Genomic DNA, 21,283 nt, shown 5'->3' with positions numbered 1-21,283 from the left:
GCGAGAAGGTCATCGGCTACCTCGAAGAGGACGGCATCGACGCCAAGTCGAAGACCGACACCTACGCGGCCGTGAAGCTGGAGATCGACAACCGCCGGTGGGCGGGCGTGCCGTTCTACCTGCGCACCGGCAAGCGGCTGGGCCGCCGGGTCACCGAGATCGCGGTGGTCTTCCAGCGGGCCCCGCACTCCCCCTTCGACCACACCGCCACCGAGGAACTCGGGCAGAACGCGGTCGTCATCCGCGTCCAGCCCGACGAGGGCATCACGGTCCGCTTCGGCTCCAAGGTGCCGGGCACCTCCATGGAGATCCGGGATGTCTCGATGGACTTCGCCTACGGCGAGTCGTTCACCGAGTCCTCGCCGGAGGCGTACGAGCGTCTGATCCTGGACGTCCTGCTCGGCGACGCCAACCTCTTCCCGCGCACGGAGGAGGTCGAGCTGTCCTGGAAGATCCTCGACCCGGTCGAGGACTACTGGGACCAGCACGGCAGGCCCGCCCAGTACCCGTCGGGCACCTGGGGGCCCGCCGAGGCCGACGAGATGCTCGCACGAGACGGACGGAGCTGGCGCCGGCCATGAAGATAGATCTCACGGACACCACGGCCGGCAAGGTCAACAAGGCACTGGTACAGGGCCGCCGGGCCATCGGCACGCCCGCCGTGGGCATGGTGCTGACCCTCGTCATCGTCACCGACGAGGAGAACGCGTACGACGCCCTGAAGGCTGCCGGCGACGCCTCGCACGAGCACCCCTCGCGCACGCTGGTCGTCATCAAGCGCGTCTCCCGCTCCCCCCGCGACCGTACGGCGTCCCGCCTGGACGCCGAGGTCCGGGTGGGCGCGGACGCGGGCTCCGGCGAGACGGTGCTGCTGCGGCTGTACGGCGAGGTCGCCGACCACGCCGACTCGGTCGTACTGCCGCTGCTGCTGCCGGACGCGCCGGTCGTCGCCTGGTGGCCGGTGAACGCCCCCGTCGACCCGGCGAAGGACCCGCTGGGCGCCCTCGCCCAGCGCCGGGTCACCGACACCTACTCCTCCGAACAGCCGGTACGGGAGCTGACCGCTCGCGCGGACGCCTACACCCCCGGCGACACGGACCTGTCCTGGACCCGGATCACGCCCTGGCGCTCGATGCTGGCGGCGGCCCTGGACCAGGTGGTCTGCGAGGTCAAGGCCGTCGAGGTGGAGGGCGAGGAGTTCAACCCGAGCTGCGAGCTGCTGGCGATGTGGCTCGCGGACCGGCTGGACGTCCCCGTCAAACGCTCCCTCTCGTCCGGCCCGGGGCTGACGGCGGTCCGTCTCGACACCAGCGAGGGTGCGATCGCGCTCGACCGCGCGGACGGCTCCCTCGCCACCCTGTCCATCGACGGCCAGCCGGACCGCGCGGTGGCGCTGAAGCGACGGGAGACGTCCGAGCTGATCGCGGAGGAACTGCGGCGGCTCGACCCGGACGACACCTACGCGTCGGCGCTGCGGTTCGGTGTGGAGCGGCTGAACGCGTCGGCCTCGCCGGCCGCGCCGGCCGCGGAACCGGAGGCTCCGGCCGCTCAGGCGCCGGAGGCGTCGGCCGCTCCGGTTCCGGAGGCACCCGCCGCTCCGGCTCCGGAGGCGCCTGCCAAAGGAGAACCGGCCGTCGAAGCCGCTGCCGCGGAAGCTCCCGCACCCGAAGCGGCGGCGAAGGAACCGCTGAAGAAGAGGGTGAAGGCACCATGAGCACCCCCCAGCTGGTCGTGCACCACGACAAGGAGCTGATGGCGCAGGCCGCCGCGGCCCGCCTGATCACGAAGATCGTGGACGCCCAGGCCTCCCGGGGCGAGGCGTCCGTGGTCCTCACGGGCGGCCGCAACGGCAACGGCCTGCTCGCGGCTCTCGCCGCGGCTCCGGCGCGGGACGCCATCGACTGGGGCCGGCTCGACCTGTGGTGGGGCGACGAACGCTTCCTGCCCGAGGGCGACCCGGAGCGCAATGACACCCAGGCCCGCGAGGCCCTGCTCGACCAGGTCCCGGTGGACCCGAAGCGCGTGCACGCCATGCCCGCGTCGGACGGCCCCTGGGGCACGGACGTGGAGGCGGCCGCCGAGTCCTACGCCGCGGAACTGGCCCGCGCGGCCGGTCCGGAGAACCACGGCTCGGTACCGACCTTCGACGTCCTGATGCTGGGCGTCGGCCCGGACACCCACGTGGCGTCGCTCTTCCCGGAGCTGCCCGCGGTCCGGGAGACGGAACGCACGGTGGTGGGCGTCCACGGCTCCCCGAAGCCGCCGCCGACCCGGATCTCCCTCACCCTCCCCGCCATCCGCTCGGCCCGCGAGGTCTGGCTGCTGGCGGCGGGCGAGGACAAGGCCGAGGCCGTCGCCATCGCCCTCTCGGGCGCGGGCGAGATCCAGGCCCCGGCAGCGGGCGCCCGGGGCCGCCAGCGCACCCTGTGGCTCCTGGACGCGGCAGCGGCGGCCCAACTCCCTCGGTCGCTGTATCCGCCGGCTTCGCCCTGACGAAGGCCTGAAAAGGAACCCGTACGGCCCGCGGCCGTACGGGTTCCTTCATGACCGGGCCTAACGCCCACGCAGCTCCCGGTACTTGGCCACCAGGGCCTTTGTCGACGCGTCCAGGCCGGGGACCTCCGTGCCCTCCGTCAGGGCCGGTTCCACGCGCTTGGCGAGGACCTTGCCGAGCTCCACGCCCCACTGGTCGAAGGAGTCGATGTTCCAGACGGCGCCCTGGGTGAACACCTTGTGCTCGTAGAGGGCGACGAGCTGGCCGAGGACCGACGGGGTCAGCGTGCGGGCGAGGATGGTGGTCGTCGGGCGGTTGCCCTTGAAGGTCTTGTGCGGGACCAGCTCCTCCGGCACGCCCTCCGCGCGGACCTCCTCCGCCGTCTTGCCGAAGGCCAGCGCCTGGGTCTGGGCGAAGAAGTTCGCCATCAGCAGGTCGTGCTGCGCCTTGAGTTCACCGCTCAGCTCGGCGACCGGCTCGGCGAAGCCGATGAAGTCCGCCGGGATCAGCTTGGTGCCCTGGTGGATCAACTGGTAATAGGCGTGCTGGCCGTTGGTGCCGGGCGTGCCCCAGACGACCGGGCCGGTGGTCCACTCGACCTCCTTGCCGTCCCGCGCCACGTGCTTGCCGTTGGACTCCATGTCCAGCTGCTGGAGGTACGCGGTGAACCTCGACAGGTAGTGGCTGTACGGCAGTACCGCATGCGACTGGGCGTCGTGGAAGTTGTCGTACCAGATGCCGAGCAGGCCCAGCAGGAGGGGGACGTTGGACTCGGCGGGCGCGGTGCGGAAGTGTTCGTCGACCAGGTGGAAGCCGTCGAGCATCTCGCGGAAGCGGTCCGGGCCGATGGCGATCATGAGCGAGAGGCCGATCGCGGAGTCGTAGGAGTACCGGCCGCCGACCCAGTCCCAGAACTCGAACATGTTCTCCGTGTCGATGCCGAAGTCGGCGACCTTCTCGGAGTTGGTCGACAGGGCCACGAAGTGCTTGGCGACGGCGTCCTGACCGGCCTTCAGCTCGCCGAGCAGCCAGTTGCGGGCCGAGGTGGCGTTGGTGATCGTCTCGATCGTGGTGAACGTCTTCGAGGCGATGATGAACAGCGTCTCGGCCGCGTCCAGGTCACGGGTGGCCTCGTGCAGGTCGGCGCCGTCGACGTTGGACACGAAGCGGACCGTGAGGTCGCGGTCGGCGAAGCTGCGCAGCACCTCGTAGGCCATCGCGGGGCCGAGGTCGGAGCCGCCGATGCCGATGTTGACCACGTTCTTGATGCGCTTGCCGGTGTGGCCGGTCCAGGCGCCGGAGCGGACCCGGTCGGCGAAGCCGCTCATCTTGTCCAGGACCGCGTGCACCTGCGGCACGACGTTCTGGCCGTCGACCTCGATCACCGCGTCACGCGGGGCGCGCAGCGCCGTGTGCAGCACCGCGCGGTTCTCGGTGACGTTGATCTTCTCACCGCGGAACATGGCGTCCCGCAGGCCGAAGACGTCGGTGGCGGCGGCCAGCTCGCGCAGCAGCCGCAGCGTGTCGTCGTTGACCAGGTGCTTCGAGTAGTCGATGTGGAGGTCACCGACCTGGAGGGTGTAGCCCGTGCCGCGCGCCGGGTCGGCGGCGAACAGGTCCCGCAGATGGGTGTCGGCGAGCTCCTCCCGGTGCTTGGCGAGCGCGGTCCACTCGGGCGTCTGGTTGAGCCTGGTACGGCCGTCTGCGTTCATGTGCGACTTCAGCCTTCTTCCTTGCACCTGTCCTGTTGCGTGCCTGCCCCGCTGCCGTTCCAACCTAATTGATCAGCGTGGGACGCGGCCTGCTGTCGCGCCGTCCCGCGGCGCAACAACAGGTACGTCCGGCTTGCGCACCGGTATCAACGAGGTGACGGCCAGACCGAACAGGGCGGCGGCGAGCAGCGCGGGCCCGTTCAGGCCGTACGCCCCGGCGACGGCTCCGCCGAGGAGGGCGCCGAGCGGCGCGCCGGACGTCGACGAGGTCCGGAAGGCGGCGGCGATCCGGCCGGTCATCGACTCGGGTGCGCGTTGCTGCATCAGCGTGACCTGGTTGACGTTCCACACCATGTTCATGGCGCCGAGCAGCAGCATGCCGGTGACGAGGGCGCCGAGGTGGCGGACGGAGCCGATGAGGACCAGGGACGCCGTCTGGACGGTTCCGGCGACCAGCAGGGCGCGTAACCGCCCGGTGCGGCGGGCGACGCGCTGGGCGAGGAAGCCGCCGGTGATGCTGCCGGCCGAGTAGGCGGTCATGGCCGCCGCGTATCCCGCGCTGCCCGCGTGCAGCCAGCGCGTCACGTGCAGCACCAGGGTGGCGATCAGAGCGCCCATGCCGATGTTGCACAGCAGCGTGGCCACGCAGACCGCCCGCAGGGCGCGGTCCTGCCACAGCGCGCGCAGGCCCTCGCCGATCTCGGTGCGCAGGGTGCTGCCGGCCGGGCGTGGCGCCCGCTCCGGCGGCCGTGTCCGCAGGGAGGCGACCAGGGCGGCGGCCGCCAGGTAGGTGGTCGCGTCGGCGGCGAAGGGCAGGAACGCGCCGACGGCCAGCAGCAGCGGGACCAGCGGGGCGCCGAGCAGCCCGCCCGCGATCTGCTGTCCCGTCATCAGCCGGGCGTTGGCCCCGCCCAGTGTCCGCCGGTCGACCAGGGAGGGCAGCAGGGCCGTGGACGCGTTGTCGAAAAGCGTCTGAAGCGTGGTCAGCGCGAAGGCGAGCAGGAGCAGCAGCGGGATCGAGGCGTGGCCGAGCCCCACGGCGAGCGCGAAGGCGGCGACGAGCAGCCCTCGTACGGTGTCCGCGGCCCACATCGCGCGCCGCTGGTCCACCCGGTCCGCGACGGCGCCGCCGAGCAGCCCGAACAGCAGCCACGGCACATAACCGCAGGCGGTCACCGAGGCGATGGCGAGGGGGTCGTCGGTCAGGCGCGCGGCCAGCAGGGGCAGCGCGGACGTCCGTAACGCGTCCCCGAACCGGGAGACCACGGCAGCCGTCCACAACCGCCCGAATCCCCCGCGCCACGCGGGCGCCCGCTCCTCCACCGTCATCATCGCCCCCTCACGATTCGCCGATGCACAAACCGTAGAGGGCACCACTGACAACGGCCCGGGGCCGGCCGCGGAGACAGCTCCGGCCAGGCGCCCTCAGGCACCCGGCCGGTTCTCGACTCCTAGATCTCGCCCCGCAGTTTGGCGAGCGCCTCGGCGAGGATCGCCTCGCCGTCCGCGTCGCTGCGCCGCTCCCGTACATACGCGAGGTGCGTCTTGTACGGCTCGGTGCGCGGCGGGTCCGGCGGGTTGTCCCGGTCCTGACCGGCCGGGAAGCCACAGCGCGGGCAGTCCCAGGTCTCGGGCACCTGCGCGTCGCTGGCGAAGCTCGGCTGCGTCTCGTGCCCGTTGGAGCACCAGAAGGAGATGCGCAGACGCGGCGCGGACTCGCCGCGCTCGGCCTCGCCCATCGGCCCCGCCCCGACCCGGCTACCTCGGATCGCGTTGCCACTTGCCACGGTCGTAACTCCCTGCGTGATGGTGCCGCGAAGCGAGTCGGCGTGTCGCTTCGTTGCGAGCGCCTCAGTCTACGTAAGGCCCAACGCGCGTCCAGTGTTGGGAGTTACCGCCCCCGCACCTAGACGCAAGCCCCATGATAGGCCGCGCTCAGGTGCGCGTACCGAACATGGGGCCTTACGTACGGATTGTGCGTGTGTGCGAGTCGCGGATCAGCTGTTCGTCTTCATCAGCATGCCGAGGACGATGATGCACGCGAACCACAGCAGACCGACCACCACGGTGATCCGGTCCAGGTTCCGCTCGGCGACCGAGGAGCCGCCGACGGAGGACTGCATGCCACCACCGAACATGTCGGAGAGACCGCCGCCCTTGCCCTTGTGCATCAGCACCAGCAGCATCATCAGCAGGCTGAAGACGATCAGGGCGATCGAGAACCCCAAAACCACGGCTGGACCAACTTCCTCGGATACGGATGGACTGCGGGGCCGGAACCGGGACCGGAGCCCGGAACACACTCCTGATAACAGTTTCGGCCCCGCAAGGGTACGACGGATCGCCGCTACCGCCTACCGGCGGGTCCCCTCACTGGTCGCGGAAGCGCACGATCTTGACGAATTCGTCGGCGTCCAGCGAGGCGCCGCCGACCAGCGCGCCGTCGATGTCGGCCTGCGCCATGATCTCGGCGACGTTGCCGGCCTTGACGGAGCCGCCGTACTGGATACGGACCTGGTCGGCCAGCTCCTGGGTGTACAGCTCGGCGACCTTGGCGCGGATCGCGGCGCAGACCTCCTGGGCGTCCCCGGAACCGCAGACCTTGCCGGTGCCGATGGCCCAGACGGGCTCGTACGCGATCACGACCGTCTCGGCCTGCTCGGCCGGGACGTCCTTCAGACCGCCCTCGACCTGGGCGAGGGTGTGGGAGACGTGGTTGCCCGCCTCGCGGACCTCCAGCTCCTCGCCGACGCACAGGATCGGGGTCAGACCGTGCTTGTAGGCGGTCTTGACCTTGGCGTTCACGATCTCGTCGGTCTCGGCGTGGTACTGGCGGCGCTCGGAGTGGCCGATGACCACGTACGTGCACTTCAGCTTGGCCAGCATCGGACCGGAGATCTCGCCGGTGTAGGCGCCGGAGTCGTGCGCCGAGAGGTCCTGGGCGCCGTACTTGATCTTGAGCTTGTCGCCGTCGACCAGGGTCTGCACGGAACGCAGGTCGGTGAAGGGCGGCAGGACGGCGACCTCGACGGCCTCGTAGTCCTTGTCGGCCAGGGCGAAGGCGAGCTTCTGGACGTGCGCGATGGCCTCGAGGTGGTTGAGGTTCATCTTCCAGTTGCCCGCCATGATCGGCGTGCGCCCGGAAGAAATAGATGCGGCCATGTGGGTCAGTCCTCCAGTGCGGCGAGGCCGGGGAGCGTCTTGCCCTCGAGGTATTCGAGGGAGGCGCCGCCACCGGTCGAGATGTGTCCGAACGCGTTCTCGTCGAAGCCGAGGATGCGCACGGCGGCTGCGGAGTCCCCGCCGCCGACGACGGTGAAGCCCTTGGACTCGACGAGGGCCTGGGCGACCGCCCGGGTGCCCGCGGCGTAGTCGGGGTGCTCGAAGACGCCCATGGGGCCGTTCCAGAAGACGGTGGCGGCGTCGGCGAGCTTCGAGGCGTACAGCTTGGCCGTCTCCGGGCCGATGTCCAGGCCCATCTGACCGGCCGGCATGGCGTCCGCGGCGACCGTGCTGTGGTCGGACGGGGCCTTGCCCGACAGGTCCGGGAACTCGGGAGCGACCAGGGTGTCGACGGGCAGGACGATCTCCACGCCGGTCTTCTCGGCGCGCTCCAGGTACTCGGTGACGGTGCCGAGCTGGTCCTCCTGGAGAAGGGAGCTGCCGACCTCGTACCCCTTGGCCTTGAGGAAGGTGTAGACCATGCCGCCGCCGATCAGGAGACGGTCGGCCTTGCCTAGCAGCTGGTCGATCACGGCGAGCTTGTCGGAGACCTTGGCGCCGCCGAGCACCACCACGTAGGGGCGCTTGACGTCCTCGGTGAGCTTCTTCAGGACGCCGACCTCGGTGGCGATCAGGTAGCCGGCGTAGTGCGGCAGCCGGGCCGGGAGGTCGTAGACGGAGGCGTGCTTGCGGTGCACGGCGCCGAAGCCGTCGCCGACGTAGACGTCCGCGAGGGCGGCGAGCTGGTCGGCGAACTCGCCGCGCTCGGTGTCGTCCTTCGAGGTCTCGCCGGCGTTGAAACGCAGGTTCTCGATGACCGCGACCTGGCCGGGCTCAAGGCCCCGCACCGCGTCGTGGGCGGCGGGGCCTACGGTGTCCTGGGCGAACGCGACCGGGGCGCCGAGGAGTTCGGCGAGCCGCTCGGCGGCCTGGAGCAGCGAGAACTTCAGGTCCGGGGCGCCCTTGGGGCGGCCCAGGTGCGAGGCGACGACCACCTTGGCGCCCGCGTCGGCGAGGGCCTTGACGGTGGGCAGGACGGCGCGGATGCGGCCGTCGTCGGTGATGAGGCCGTCGGACATCGGCACGTTGAGGTCGGCGCGGACGAAGACCCGCTTGCCGTCGACCCCTTCGGCGAGGAGTTCGTCGATCGTCTTCATGGTGTGGGGACTCCTCCAGGAGGGCTCTTGATCGTACGAGGGCTGATCGAACCGTAGACGCCGGGTCGATCCTTACGTGCGTCAGGGCTCGGGCGGCGCGACCGTGCGCTGCCCGAGCCCTGCTACCGCATCGAGGTGCCTGCTTGGCCGATCAGAGCTGGTTGCCGACGAAGACCGTGAGGTCGACGAGGCGGTTGGAGTAGCCCCACTCGTTGTCGTACCAGCCGAGGATCTTCACCGTGTTGCCCTCCTGGACCATGGTCAGGGAGGAGTCGAAGGTGCAGGAGGCCGGGTCGCCGACGATGTCCGAGGAGACGATCTCGTCCTCGGTGTACGCCAGGTAGCCGCTCAGGTCGCCGTCCTCGGAGGCCTTCTTGAACGCGGCGTTGACCTCGTCCTTGGTGACCTCGCGCTGCAGCGTCACGACCAGGTCGGTGGCCGAGCCGGTCGGGACCGGGACGCGCATGGCGATGCCGTCGAGCTTGCCCTTGAGCTGGGGCAGGACCAGGGCGGTGGCCTTCGCGGCACCGGTGGTGGTCGGGATGATGTTCTCGGCGGCGGCACGCGCGCGACGCAGGTCCTTGTGCGGGAAGTCCAGGATCCGCTGGTCGTTCGTGTACGCGTGCACCGTCGTCATCAGGCCCTTGACGATGCCGAAGTTCTCGTCGAGGACCTTCGCCATCGGCGCCACACAGTTGGTGGTGCAGGAGGCGTTGGAGATGACGTGGTGGTTCGCCGGGTCGTACTTGTCCTGGTTGACGCCCATCACGATGGTGATGTCCTCGTCCTTGGCCGGAGCCGAGATGAGGACCTTCTTCGCACCGCCGGCGATGTGCTTGGCGGCGTCTTCCTTCTTGGTGAAGATGCCGGTCGACTCGATCACGATGTCGACGCCCAGCTCGCCCCACGGGATGTCGGAGGGGTTGCGCTCGGACAGGACCTTGATGGTGTGACCGTCGACCGTGATGGTGTCGGCGGTGTGCGACACCTCGGCCTTGAGGCGCCCAAGGATCGTGTCGTACTTGAGCAGGTGGGCGGTGGTCGCGGTGTCACCCAGGTCGTTGACAGCCACGATCTCGATGTCAGCACCCTGCTCCAGCAGTGCGCGGAAGTAGTTGCGACCAATGCGGCCGAAGCCGTTGATGCCTACGCGGATCGTCACGAACCGATCTCCTCGTTGGTACGCCGGCCATGCGGTGCCGGCGAGCTGTATTTGGGATGTCCCCGACCACCCACGACCCTACCTCCCTGGGACTCCCGAGGTGACATCCAGATGCCCCATACACGGCGAGGCGGTCCGTACCCGCCAGTAGGGGTACGGACCACCTCGGATCGGGGGTCGTTTCACACCGTTTTGTCACGGAATGCCGACCGTTTTTCAGCCCGTTGTCACTCGTTCGTGAGCGGGTCGGCTCACTTGTCGCGTGCCGGTGCCATCAGTTGTCGAGTGCCGTCAACGCCTTCTTCACCAGAGCGGCACGCTCGGCGGCCGAGGTGACCTGTTCGAGGCCGAAGCCGAGCAGCACGGTGCGGCTGGTGGTGACGGCTCCGTACGTCTTGAACAGGGCTCCGGTGCGCTCCCAGTCCTTGAGGACGGCCGGGCTGCCCGCGGGCGGTCCGGTGACGCTCCAGGCGCCCAGGGAGGTTTCGAAGCCCTCGGTCTCGGTGGCCGTGCCGCCGGTCACGAGGGAGGCGTCGTCGACGAGGACGCCGTGTCCGCCGGTGCTCGGGTCGGTGATGTAGCCGAGGGAGACCTCGACGGTCCTACCGGCGTAGGCGCTCAGGTCGAACTTCACGGACTGCCAGCCTGCGGAGCTGCCGGTGAGGCTGTGCCAGGAGCCGGTGGTACCGCTCGCGGTGCACTGGTTGTTCCCGATGGTCAGGTAGTGCTTGAGCCACGGGTGCTCGGCGATCAGGAACCCGGCCCCGCACTCGCTCGGCACGGCGTCGCTGGTGGCGCCGCCCGCCTCGGGCAGGGTCGTCCAGTCGTCGGCGCCCACGGTGTGCGCCTCGACCACCGCGTGGTCGTAGCCGGGCTCGGTGTCCCACAGCAGCTTGGCGCTCAGGGCCGGCTGGTCGGCCGCGGTGACACCGGTGAGGTCGATGGTGCGGGTGAGGCGCTTGTAGGCGTCGTCGGTGTGGACGGCCGCCGCCATGTAGGACCCCGCGTACGGCCCGTACGGGTTGATGGTCCCGGCGAACTGGCCGGCGCCCGCGCTGGCGAACTGGGGGTAGGTGTCGGTGGAGAGCTCGTCGGAGGTGACGGAGTAGGTCCCGGCCTTGTCGAGCGGGTTGGCGGAGGTGCCGCTGAGGGCTCCGCCGAAGCCGTCCAGCGAACCGGAGCCGGTGAAGCCGGTGGCGCCCGGTGTCGACGTACGGGAGTAGGCGCCCAGGTAGTACTGGCTGAAGTCGTTCGACGGGGTGCCGTCGCCGAGGTTCACGCTGCCGCCGGCCAGCTCGCCCGCCTCGATCAGCTTGCCGCCCTCGTTGAGGTAGGCGCGCAGCTGGAGCTGGGTGTCGTTGCCGGGGCCGCTCGTGCCCGAGTAGTGCACGACCGTCCTGAAGTGCTTCAGCACGCCGAGCGCGTCGGGCGCGCCCTGGGTGGCGACGTCCCAGACGACCGCCTTGTGCCCGGCCGCCTTCAGCGCGTCGACGTAGGTCTGCGCCTGGGTGGCCTTGGCGCCTTCCTCGGCGACCACCAGGGTGTCCGCCTTGGGTCGCTCGGCGACGGTGTACGTGAAGTGCGAGCTGGAGACCTTCTTGCCGCTCTTGGTCTCACCGGTGAACCAGACCTCGACCTTGTCGCCCGGCACGCCGTCCTTCACCTTGGCCCGGTACTCGTCGAAGTAGAGGTTGTCCTCACCGCCGTAGGTCTCGCCGCCCTTCCAGCGCTTGAGCGCCATGTCGAGCGTACGGCCGCGGTTGACGCGGTACTTCAGCTCCTTGTCGCGGATCGCTTTGCGGACGACGACGGAGACCTCCTGGTCGGCGCCGCGCGAGTACGACGTGGAGAACGTGGCCGGGGTGAAGTCGGCGGCGCTCAGGCCGACCGAGGAGACCGGCTGGTCGGGGTGGGCGGCGGTCTCGGCGACGGAGAGCGCGAACGGCACGTTCTTCGCGAACTCGTCCTGGATCAGCGTCTCGTCGTCCGGGAAGTTGAAGACCGACTGGCAGTCGGCGGCGTTCCAGGCGTCGTTCGGGTCGATGTTCGAGGCCGTCTGGCAGGTCGACATCTCGGGGGTGAACATCGCCATCCCGTTGACGTTCGACGCGTGGCCGTCCGCCTCGCCGTTGGTGGTGTACAGCTCCGAGGAGACCTGCGAGTGGTAGCCGGGGATCGCCGGGTTGTCCGGGGTGCCGGCCAGCGCCTTGTAGAGGACGTCGTCCGGAGTCGGGGTGGCCACCTGCCAGCCGACGCCGTAGAGGAGGAGTTCGGCGGCCGAGTGGTAGTTGATGCCGTACGAGAAGCCGACGCGCTTCTCGAAGTCGTCCAGCGCCTTGGTCTCGGGCTCGGACTCGGGGCTCGCGCCGCGGTAGGTCTCGCTGGTGGGGTTCGGGGACGAACCCTCGTCGTCGTAGCCCCACTTGTAGCCGAAGTTGCGGTTGAGGTCGACGCCGTCGCCGGTGCTGATCGCGCCGTCGCCGTTGACGTCCCGCAGGTTCTTGCGCCACAGGCGGGCGTCGGAGTCCTGGAAGGTGTAGTCGTAGCCGTCGGGGTTGGCGGACAGCACGAACCACAGCTCGGTCGAGTTGACGATCTTCTTGACGCGCTTGTCGGTGCTGTAGTTGTCCAGGTAGTAGTGCATCAGCCGGCGGGTCATCTCCGGCGTGATCCACTCGCGCGCGTGCTGGTTGGACATGTACAGCACGGAGGGCTTCGAGCCGTCCTTGGAGCTCTTCGCACCCTTGGTCAGTTTGAGCGCGAGGATGTCCTGGCCACTGATCGTCCTGCCGATGGACTCGACCTTGGTGAGGCCGGGGTTGGCCTGCGCGGTCCGGAGGATCTCCTCCTTGAGCCCGCCGCTGCCGCTGTACGGGCGGAACACGCCCTGGGAGGCGTCCGCGACACGGTTCTCCGCCTTGGCCGACAGCGTGTGCTCGGTGAGGTCGACACCCTGCTTCTCCAGGGTCCGGGCCTGCCCGCCGGTGAGATAGAGCTCGACTTCGGACTTGCCGGATCCGGTGACCTGGTCACCGAGCTCATGGCCGTCCTGGCCGGCCTTGAGCAGCAGGGGAATCTGCTTCTTGGTGACGTCGGCACGGTAGACCTTGACCTCGTCGGGGTCGGGCTTCGCCGAACCCCCGGTCTGCGCCTGGGCCATGGGTGCGAGTGCGGCTCCGCCGATCAGAAGCGCGCCGACAGCGAGGATCGATCTCGCTCTGTGTCTCATGTACCCCCCTAGCAGTGATTCGCCACGGCGGCGAACCCCTGCCAGGCTCATGACACTTCATGATCGAGTCAAGGGCGCCTCACGGACAGTCAACGATGGCCTAAAAGGGATGCAAACGCCGGTGCCGACGACCGCTTGGCCGTCGGCACCGGTGCGCTGACGGTGCCTCAGCCTGCGAGGTTGTCCGCCAGTTCCTCACTGAGGTTGGCCTCGGTGCCCGGAATGCCCAGGTCGGACGCGCGCTTGTCGGCCATCGCCAGCAGACGGCGGATCCGGCCCGCGACGGCGTCCTTGGTGAGCGGCGGGTCGGCGAGCGCGCCCAGCTCCTCCAGGGAGGCCTGCTTGTGCTCCATGCGCAGCCGCCCGGCCGCCGCGAGGTGCTCGGGCACCTCGTCGGCGAGGATCTCCAGGGCACGCTGGACCCTCGCTCCGGCGGCGACCGCCGCGCGCGCGGAGCGGCGCAGATTGGCGTCGTCGAAGTTGGCGAGGCGGTTCGCGGTGGCCCGCACCTCGCGGCGCATCCGGCGCTCCTCCCAGGCCAGCACGGACTCGTGCGCGCCGAGGCGGGTCAGCAGGGCGCCGATCGCGTCACCGTCCCGGACGACCACCCGGTCCACCCCGCGCACCTCACGGGCCTTCGCGGCGATGGACAGCCGGCGGGCCGCCCCGACCAGCGCGAGCGCGGCCTCCGGGCCGGGGCAGGTCACCTCCAGGGAGGACGAGCGGCCGGGCTCGGTCAGCGAGCCGTGCGCCAGGAAGGCGCCGCGCCAGGCCGCCTCCGCGTCGCAGGTCGCCCCGGAGACGACCTGCGGGGGCAGGCCCCGGATCGGGCGGCCTCTGCCGTCCACCAGTCCGGTCTGACGGGCCAGCTGGTCACCGCCCGCGACCACCCGCACCACGTACCGCGAGCCGCGGCGCAGCCCGCCGGGTGCCATCACGATCAGCTCCGAACTGTGGCCGAAGATCTCCAGGATGTCCCGCTTGAGACGCCGGGCCGCCATCGCGGTGTCGAGCTCCGCCTCGATCACGATGCGCCCGCTCACCAGGTGAAGGCCGCCCGCGAACCGCAGAATGGCGGAGACCTCCGCCTTCCGGCAGCAGGTCCGGGTGACGGGTAGCCGGGAGATCTCGTCCTTCACCGCTGCCGTCATCGCCATGGGCCGATCCTTCCATGCATCCGAAAAATACGGTCGTACGCGGCGGCCAACAGCTCCGGATCATGCCGGGGTGATCCGTCGGTCCGGGCCACGGGGCCCAGCTCGACCGCGGCTCCCAGCCGCTTGGCGGCTTCGGTGAGCGAGTCGCGGTCGGGCACAGCGGCCTCGTCGGCCAGCACCACGTCCAGGGCGAGTTTAGGGGCGTGTCGGCCCAAAACCTCCAAATGACGCTGCGGGGAGAAGCCTTCGGTTTCTCCCGGCTGCGGTGCGAGGTTCAGCGACAGGACCTTACGGGCCTTGGTCTCGGTGAGCGCGTCGAGGAGATCGGGGACGAGCAGGTGCGGGATCACCGAGGAGAACCAGGACCCGGGGCCCAGCACCACCCAGTCGGCGTCCAGGACCGCCGCGACGGCCTCCGGCACGGCCGGCGGGTCGTGCGGCACCAGGTGCACGGACTGCACCTCACCGGGTGTCAGCGCCACCGTGGCCTGCCCCCGGACGATGTCCACCTCCTCCGGCCGCTCCGGGTCGTGCCCCTTGACCAGGGCCTGGAGTTCCAGGGGCACGGCGGACATGGGCAGCACCCGCCCGTGCGCGCCGAGCAGCTTGCCGACCAGGTCCAGGGCCTGGACGTGGTCGCCGAGCTGTTCCCACAGGGCGACGATCAGCAGATTGCCGACCGCGTGCTCGTGCAGGTCGCCCTTGGACTGGAAGCGGTGCTGGATGACCCGGGCCCAGGTCTGCCCCCAGTCGTCGTCACCGCACAGCGCGGCGAGGGCCTTGCGCAGATCACCCGGAGGAAGCACGCCGAGTTCGTCGCGGAGGCGCCCGCTGGAGCCGCCGTCGTCGGCCACGGTGACGACGGCGGTGAGGTCGCCGGTGATCCGCCGCAGCGCGGCGAGCGAGGCGGACAGGCCCATGCCGCCGCCCAGGGCGACCACCTTGGGCTGGGCACCGCGCCGGCGCGGCCGGGCGCCGCGGGCCTCGACGGGGCGGCCCGAACGGGACTCGGGCACGACCCGGCGCAGCCTGCTCAGCCGTGGAGAGCGTCCGGTCACTCGCGCCCCATGTCCCGGTGCACGACTACGGTTTCCACTCCCTCGGCGGCCAGACGGGCAGCGAGTTTCTCGGACACCGCGACCGAGCGGTGCTTGCCACCCGTACAGCCGATGGCGATGGTCACGTAGCGCTTGCCCTCGCGCCGGTATCCGGTCGCGATCAGCCGCAGCAGCTCGGCGTACCGGTCGAGGAACTCCTTGGCGCCCGGCTGGTTGAAGACGTACGCCGACACCTCCTCGTTGAGGCCGGTGTACGGGCGCAGCTCCGGCACCCAGTGCGGGTTGGGCAGGAACCGCATGTCGGCGACCAGGTCGGCGTCGACCGGCAGGCCGTACTTGAAGCCGAACGACATCACGGTGGCCCGCAGCTCCGGCTCCTCCTCGCCGGCGAACTGGGCGTCCATCTTGGCGCGCAGCTCGTGCACGTTGAGGCTGGAGGTGTCGATCACCAGGTCGGCGTCGCCGCGCAGCTCGCGCAGCAGCTCGCGCTCGGCGGCGATGCCGTCCACGATCCGGCCGTCGCCCTGGAGAGGGTGCGGGCGGCGCACCGACTCGAAGCGGCGGACCAGCGCGTCGTCCGAGGACTCCAGGAAGACGATCCGGCGGGTGACGCCCCTGCTGTCGAGGTCGGCGAGGGACTCGCGCAGGTTGTCGAAGAAGCGCCGGCCGCGCACGTCGACGACGACCGCGATCCGGGCCACGTTGCCCTGGGAGCGGGCGCCCAGCTCGACCATGGTGGGGATGAGGGCCGGCGGGAGGTTGTCCACGACGAACCAGCCGAGGTCCTCCAGACACTTCGCCGCCGTCGACCGGCCCGCTCCCGACATGCCGGAGATGATCACCAGCTCGGGGATGGCCGCCTCGGGCGCCCCGGCCGGAGTGGCATCCGTACTCACTTCTGCTCCGTTTTCCTGGCCCGCTTCCGCTTCCTGCGGCTGATCCTGGCCCGCCTCGTTGTGCGTTTCCTCGGGCGCAGCCTGCGTTTCGCTGAACGCCGGATCTCGCCGGGCTGTGTGCTGTGCGTCGCGCTCGGTCATCTCTCCTGCCCCCGATCGTCCGGGGCACCCGCGGGTACGGGCTCCCCCGAGGCGTCCGCCGTCGTCTCGGGCACCTCGTCTTCCCTGTCATCCATGATCTCTCCGGTCGCCGTGTTCACGGCAGGCGCGGCCGGGGCCGCCTGGGCGAGGGCCGCGGCGATGGTCTCGGCCGTCTTGCGGCCTATCCCGGGCACCTCCTGGATCTGCTCGATTGTGGCGGACCGCAGCTTCTTCACCGAGCCGAAATGCTTGATCAACGCCTGTTTGCGGGTCTCGCCGAGACCCGGTACGTCGTCCAGCGGGCCGGAGCGGAAGCGCTTGGCACGCTTGGTGCGCTGGTAGGTGATGGCGAAGCGGTGCGCCTCGTCACGGACGCGCTGGAGCAGGTAGAGGCCCTCGCTGGTGCGGGGCAGGACCACGGGGTCGTCGTCCTCGGGCAGCCAGACCTCTTCGAGGCGCTTGGCGAGGCCGCAGACGGCGATGTCGTCGATACCCAGCTCGTCGAGCGCCCGCTTGGCCGCCGCGACCTGCGGCTGGCCGCCGTCGACGACCACGAGCTGGGGTGGGTAGGCGAACTTCCTGGGACGACCGTCGTCGTCCTTGAAACCGTCGACCGGGCCGGTGTCGCTGTCGGTGCCGACGACTGTGGGGGCGCCGGGGGCCGTGGGGGCGGTGCCGGGGGCCGTGGGGGCGCCGGGAGCGGTGAGGGCGGTGTCGGAGGCCGTGGGAGCGCCGGGAGCGGTGAGGGCGGTGCCGGGGGCCGTGGGAGCGCCGGGAGCGGTGAGGGCGGTGCCGGGGGCCGTGGGAGCGCCGGGAGCGGTGAGGGCGGTGCCGGGGGCCGTGGGCGCATTGGCGTCCGTGAGGGGGCCGGCGTCCGTGAGGGGGCCAGCGTCCGTGACGGGGCTTTCCGTGCCGTCCTCCTCCGCCCACTCACCGGTCCTCTCCTTCTCGGCGAGGTAACGGCGGAAGCGGCGGGTGATCACCTCGTGCATGGAGCGCACGTCGTCCTGGCCGGCGAAGCCCTTGATCTGAAAGCGGCGGTACTCGCTCTTGCGCTGCAGGCCGTCCTCGAAGACGACCATGGAGGCCACGACGTCGTCGCCCTGGAGGTGCGAGATGTCGTAGCACTCGATACGCAGAGGGGCGCTGTCCAGGTCCAGGGCGTCGGCGATCTCCTCCAGCGCCCGGGAGCGGGTGGTGAGGTCGGAGGCGCGCTTCGTCTTGTGCAGGCCGAGCGCCTGCAGGGCATTGCGCTGCACGGTCTCCATCAGGGCCTTCTTGTCGCCGCGCTGCGGAATGCGCAGCGAGACGTTCGACCCGCGGCGGCCGGTGAGCCACTCCTGGACCGGCTCGACCGGCTCGGGCAGCGCCGGGACCAGCACCTCCTTGGGAACGGCGTCCCCGCTCTCCTCGCCGTAGAGCTGTTGGAGGGCGTGCTCGACGAGCGCTCCGGTGGTGACGTCCTCCACCTTGTCCGTCACCCAGCCGCGCTGACCGCGCACACGGCCCCCGCGCACATGGAAGATCTGGACGGCCGCCTCCAGCTCGTCCTCGGCGACGGCGATCAGGTCGGCGTCGGTCGCGTCGGCGAGCACCACCGCGTTCTTCTCCATGGCCTTCTTCAGGGCCTCGATGTCGTCGCGCAGGCGGGCGGCCCGCTCGTACTCCATCTCCTCGGCGGCCTCCATCATCTGCTTCTCCAGACGGCGGAGGTAGGTGCCGGTGCGGCCGGCCATGAAGTCGCAGAACTCCTCGGCCAGTTCGCGATGGTCCTCCGGGGAGATCCGGTCGACGCAGGGGGCGGAGCACTTGCCGATGTAGCCGAGCAGGCAGGGGCGGCCGGTACGGGTGGCGTTCTTGAACACCCCGGCGGAGCAGGTGCGCACGGGGAACACGCGCAGCAGCAGGTCGACGGTGTCCCGGATCGCCCACGCGTGGCCGTACGGACCGAAGTAGCGAACGCCCTTCTTCTTGTGACCGCGCATCACCTGGACACGCGGGAACTCCTCGTTCATCGTCACCGCGAGGTACGGGTAGCTCTTGTCGTCGCGGTACTTGACGTTGAACCGGGGGTCGTACTCCTTGATCCAGGAGTACTCCAGCTGGAGCGCCTCGACCTCCGTGGACACCACGGTCCACTCCACGGACGCGGCGGTGGTGACCATCGTCCGGGTGCGGGGGTGCAGGCTCGTCAGGTCCTGGAAGTAGTTCGCCAGGCGCTGGCGCAGGCTCTTCGCCTTTCCGACGTAGATCACCCGGCGGTGCTCGTCGCGGAACCTGTACACCCCGGGAGAGTCCGGGATCTGTCCCGGCTTGGGGCGGTAGCTGGAGGGGTCGACCATGTCTCACACCCTACTGGCGCACACCGACACCGCGACGAGCCTGTGGACAACGCTGGCGGGGCCGACGGAGACGGCGGGGCCAGCGTAGCTGCGGAGCGGCGAGGGCTCACGGGGTGCCCCCGGACGCTGGGCGAAGAGGGTCCCGAGGTGGGCGGGGGACACCGGGCAGAGGAGCGTGGGGGATATCGGGGCATCTAGGGAAATTTACTGGCGGCTCGGAGGTCATCGGTGCGTCCGGTGATGGTGGGCTGACAGGGCAGGCGGCTCCTGGGGCGTCCAGGGGCGGCGAACCGGCCAGGGTCCCGGGGCGCGAGACCACGAGACCAGCGGCGCCACGCAGACCCGGCGGGCCCCGCGGACCCGGCGCACGGGGCTCCGGCGGACCGGGCACATCGGGCACCGGCGGGCCCGGCAGACCCGGCACACGGGGCACCGGCGGACCCGGCAGACCCGGCACACGGGGCACCGGCGGACCCGGCAGACCCGGTGCGCGGGGCACTGGCGGACCCGGTGCGCGGGGCAGACCCGGCGGCGGCATCACGCAGCCCCTCCCCCACGCAGGCCCCCGCCGTGCGGTCCCCCATCACGCAGCCCCTCGCCGTGCGGCCCCCGCCGTGCCGCTCGGCGGCATCGGAGGACCTCGCGCTCCGGGCGCTGTCAGGCCTCGCCCGCCCGCGCCGGGAGCGGATCTCGGAATCGGCCACCTCGGTGGCATCGTCAGCCGTCCAGGCACTCCGCCGACACGAGCCCGCCCCATGACCGGCGCGAAACCACTGGCCCGATCGCAACGGACTCTGCACGGACCTTGCGCGGCTTCCTCCCCAAATCGGTGCCCTGCGTGCGAACCGGCTTCGGTCTCCCGGGCGGCTACGCCGCCCCCTCCCCCGCACGGTCCTTCCGACGACGGGGTCACGCCTCGGCCAGGTGGGCGCCTTCGGCCTGCCGAAGGTGTTGTCGGGGATTGGTCAACACGCTTCAATGCGGGGGAACTCGGGGCCGTGAGCAGCGGCCTGCGGACGCGGCGTACCCAGGTGCGGCCGCCCCGACGCCGACGGGGTGGCCCCGGACCCGCGCCAACGGCCTGACCAGCCGTTGTGAACCCCCCAAGAGAAAGGCCCCTCTGCATGCGGCACGGCACACAGCACGCGGACGTCGCCACCGCGGAACTGGACTCGGCCCTGCGGGGCGGCCCCTTCCATGTGGCCCTGCGCGCCGCGATCGCCGCCCGCGGCCTGCCGCTTCAGCGCGTGCAGCACCATCTGTCGCGCTACGGGGTCAAAGTGGGTGTCACCAGCCTGAGTTACTGGCAGCAGGGGGCCCGCCGCCCGCAGCGCCCGGAGTCGCTGCGGGCCGTCCGCGCGCTGGAGGAGATACTCCAGCTCCCGGAGGAGTCCCTGATCCGGCTGCTCGCCGATACCGACCAGGGCCCTGCCGTACGCCGCCCCGCCGCCCGCTCCTACCGCTCCCTGATCGAGGCCTCCGACGTCCTGGACCGTCTGCAGGCCGAGCTCGGGTGGTCCCTCGACGGCGGTCTGCACACCCTTGGACACCACGAGCGCGTGCGGATCGGCGCCCACCGCGAACTGGCCGCCCGTGAATCGCAGCACATCGTGCGCGCCCACCGGGACGGCATCGACCGTTTCGTGGCCGTCCACCACGGTGACCCCGGCTGCGCCCCGCAGGATATGACCGTGCGCGCCCTGGAGAACTGCCGCACCGGACGCCTCCGTTCGGACCCGGAGACCGGCCTTCTCGTTGTCGAGCTCCTCTTCGGCACCCGCCTGCGCTCCGGCGACACCTTTCTCTTCCGCTACGCCGTGGAGGACGGCACGGCCGGTGTCTCCCGCGAGTACGTCCGTGACTTCGGCTTTCCCGGCGGCCAGTACACCCTCCAGGTGCGTTTCGCCGCCGACGCGCTGCCGACGCGCTGCCACCGGTTCGCCCAGCACTCCGCGGCGGCCCCGCGCAGCGGCCGGCAGGCCCTCCCGCTGAGCGGGCTGCACCGCTCCGTCCACCTGGTCGAGCCCCGGGTACGGCCGGGCCTTCTCGGGATCGGCTGGGACTGGGAATGACCCGGCGCTGAACCGGCCCCCAGGGATCAGGCGCCCGGCCCCGCCACGATCCGCCCGTTCGCGGCCTTGACCGGCAGCTCGTTCAACGGCTCGGTGGCCGGCGACCGGACCACCTTTCCGGTGACCGCGTCGAACTCACTGCCGTGGCAGGGGCAGACCAGCGTCGTGCCCTGGAGTTTGTTGATCGGGCACCCCGCGTGCGTGCAGATCGTGCTGTACGCCTTCAGTGCGCCGTCGGCGGAGCGGCTGACGACGACGTTGTGCTCCCGGTAGAGCTTCGCACCGCCCTTGGTGACCTCGCTCTCGGCCCCGAGGTCGACCGGTGCGGTCGGCGTCGCGTCTGCCGAGGTTCCGCCGCCGGGAGCCGAACAGGCGGCCAGCCCGAGCCCGGCGACCGGTGTGACCGCGGCCCCACGCAGGACGGTACGACGGCTGGCGGAGGGGCGGACGGAGGGCATGAGGGGCTCCAGGCGGCGCAGGGCAGGACAGGGCAGGCAGGGGCGGTGACGGTAAGGCAGAGCGACGATACCTGGGCGGATCGTCCCGCTTCGGGGTGGGTCGGGGGCACGCGGGAGGGGGAACCGGGGGCCGGGGGGAGCAATCGGGCCGACCGTGGGCGCGGTAGACGTTGGTGGGGGCTG

At 70.8% G+C, this 21,283-nt stretch carries 17 protein-coding genes; 4 read left to right on the top strand and 13 right to left on the bottom strand.

Going from position 1 to position 21,283, the window contains the following annotated elements:
- The 3 genes from ACZ5K7_RS31220 to pgl all read left to right on the top strand — a co-directional run.
- Positions 1-581: glucose-6-phosphate dehydrogenase (locus ACZ5K7_RS31220; protein WP_468918413.1), on the top strand; the 581-nt coding region annotated here is incomplete at its 5' end.
- On the top strand, positions 578-1,714 hold the full coding sequence (opcA, locus tag ACZ5K7_RS31215; protein ID WP_468918410.1) for a glucose-6-phosphate dehydrogenase assembly protein OpcA: 1,137 nt from the start codon (positions 578-580) through the stop codon (positions 1,712-1,714). The genes ACZ5K7_RS31220 and opcA, both read left to right, overlap by 4 nt.
- On the top strand, positions 1,711-2,493 hold the full coding sequence (gene pgl / locus ACZ5K7_RS31210; protein WP_351694901.1) for a 6-phosphogluconolactonase: 783 nt from the start codon (positions 1,711-1,713) through the stop codon (positions 2,491-2,493). The genes opcA and pgl overlap by 4 nt, the downstream gene beginning before the upstream one ends.
- A gap of 60 nt (positions 2,494-2,553) precedes the next feature.
- On the opposite strand, the gene pgi is transcribed toward pgl, so the two are convergent.
- The 12 genes from pgi to uvrC form a co-directional block, all read right to left on the bottom strand.
- Positions 2,554-4,206: a glucose-6-phosphate isomerase gene (gene pgi, locus ACZ5K7_RS31205; protein ID WP_468918406.1), complete on the bottom strand. Its 1,653-nt coding sequence runs from the start codon at positions 4,204-4,206 to the stop codon at positions 2,554-2,556.
- 72 nt (positions 4,207-4,278) lie between these two features.
- Positions 4,279-5,538: an MFS transporter gene (locus tag ACZ5K7_RS31200; protein ID WP_468918403.1), complete on the bottom strand. Its 1,260-nt coding sequence runs from the start codon at positions 5,536-5,538 to the stop codon at positions 4,279-4,281.
- A gap of 119 nt (positions 5,539-5,657) precedes the next feature.
- A complete protein-coding gene (locus tag ACZ5K7_RS31195; protein ID WP_003976875.1) occupies positions 5,658-5,993 on the bottom strand; it encodes an RNA polymerase-binding protein RbpA in 336 nt (111 codons plus the stop codon).
- A 210-nt stretch (positions 5,994-6,203) separates the two neighbouring features.
- Positions 6,204-6,440, bottom strand: coding sequence for a preprotein translocase subunit SecG (gene secG, locus ACZ5K7_RS31190; RefSeq protein ID WP_351694907.1), 237 nt, complete (start codon positions 6,438-6,440; stop codon positions 6,204-6,206).
- A 136-nt stretch (positions 6,441-6,576) separates the two neighbouring features.
- Positions 6,577-7,332 (bottom strand): triose-phosphate isomerase, encoded by a 756-nt coding sequence (gene tpiA / locus ACZ5K7_RS31185; RefSeq protein ID WP_351695442.1) that lies wholly within the window; start codon positions 7,330-7,332, stop codon positions 6,577-6,579.
- A 41-nt stretch (positions 7,333-7,373) separates the two neighbouring features.
- Entirely contained in the window at positions 7,374-8,585 is a 1,212-nt protein-coding gene (locus tag ACZ5K7_RS31180) for a phosphoglycerate kinase (RefSeq protein ID WP_351694909.1), read from the bottom strand.
- A gap of 151 nt (positions 8,586-8,736) precedes the next feature.
- Positions 8,737-9,747: a type I glyceraldehyde-3-phosphate dehydrogenase gene (gene gap / locus ACZ5K7_RS31175; RefSeq protein ID WP_351694911.1), complete on the bottom strand. Its 1,011-nt coding sequence runs from the start codon at positions 9,745-9,747 to the stop codon at positions 8,737-8,739.
- A 274-nt stretch (positions 9,748-10,021) separates the two neighbouring features.
- Positions 10,022-12,976, bottom strand: a complete 2,955-nt coding sequence (locus ACZ5K7_RS31170) for a M14 family metallopeptidase (protein WP_468918398.1) — start codon at positions 12,974-12,976, stop codon at positions 10,022-10,024.
- 167 nt (positions 12,977-13,143) lie between these two features.
- On the bottom strand, positions 13,144-14,133 hold the full coding sequence (gene whiA, locus ACZ5K7_RS31165) for a DNA-binding protein WhiA (protein ID WP_089100932.1): 990 nt from the start codon (positions 14,131-14,133) through the stop codon (positions 13,144-13,146).
- Positions 14,124-15,191 (bottom strand): gluconeogenesis factor YvcK family protein, encoded by a 1,068-nt coding sequence (locus ACZ5K7_RS31160; protein WP_351694916.1) that lies wholly within the window; start codon positions 15,189-15,191, stop codon positions 14,124-14,126. The genes whiA and ACZ5K7_RS31160 overlap by 10 nt, the downstream gene beginning before the upstream one ends.
- Positions 15,188-16,228, bottom strand: a complete 1,041-nt coding sequence (gene rapZ / locus ACZ5K7_RS31155; RefSeq protein ID WP_351694918.1) for an RNase adapter RapZ — start codon at positions 16,226-16,228, stop codon at positions 15,188-15,190. Before rapZ ends, ACZ5K7_RS31160 begins: the two co-directional genes overlap by 4 nt.
- Positions 16,225-18,570, bottom strand: a complete 2,346-nt coding sequence (uvrC, locus tag ACZ5K7_RS31150) for an excinuclease ABC subunit UvrC (protein ID WP_468918394.1) — start codon at positions 18,568-18,570, stop codon at positions 16,225-16,227. The genes rapZ and uvrC overlap by 4 nt, the downstream gene beginning before the upstream one ends.
- A gap of 1,124 nt (positions 18,571-19,694) precedes the next feature.
- Between uvrC and ACZ5K7_RS31145 the strand changes: the two genes are divergently transcribed.
- Entirely contained in the window at positions 19,695-20,642 is a 948-nt protein-coding gene (locus tag ACZ5K7_RS31145; RefSeq protein WP_351694920.1) for a hypothetical protein, read from the top strand.
- 26 nt (positions 20,643-20,668) lie between these two features.
- On the opposite strand, the gene ACZ5K7_RS31140 is transcribed toward ACZ5K7_RS31145, so the two are convergent.
- On the bottom strand, positions 20,669-21,100 hold the full coding sequence (locus ACZ5K7_RS31140; RefSeq protein WP_351694922.1) for a Rieske (2Fe-2S) protein: 432 nt from the start codon (positions 21,098-21,100) through the stop codon (positions 20,669-20,671).
- Positions 21,101-21,283 lie beyond the last annotated feature (183 nt).

Source organism: Streptomyces sp. NPDC031497 (genome assembly GCF_055580905.1).
This window is presented reverse-complemented; position numbering and strand designations above follow the sequence as displayed.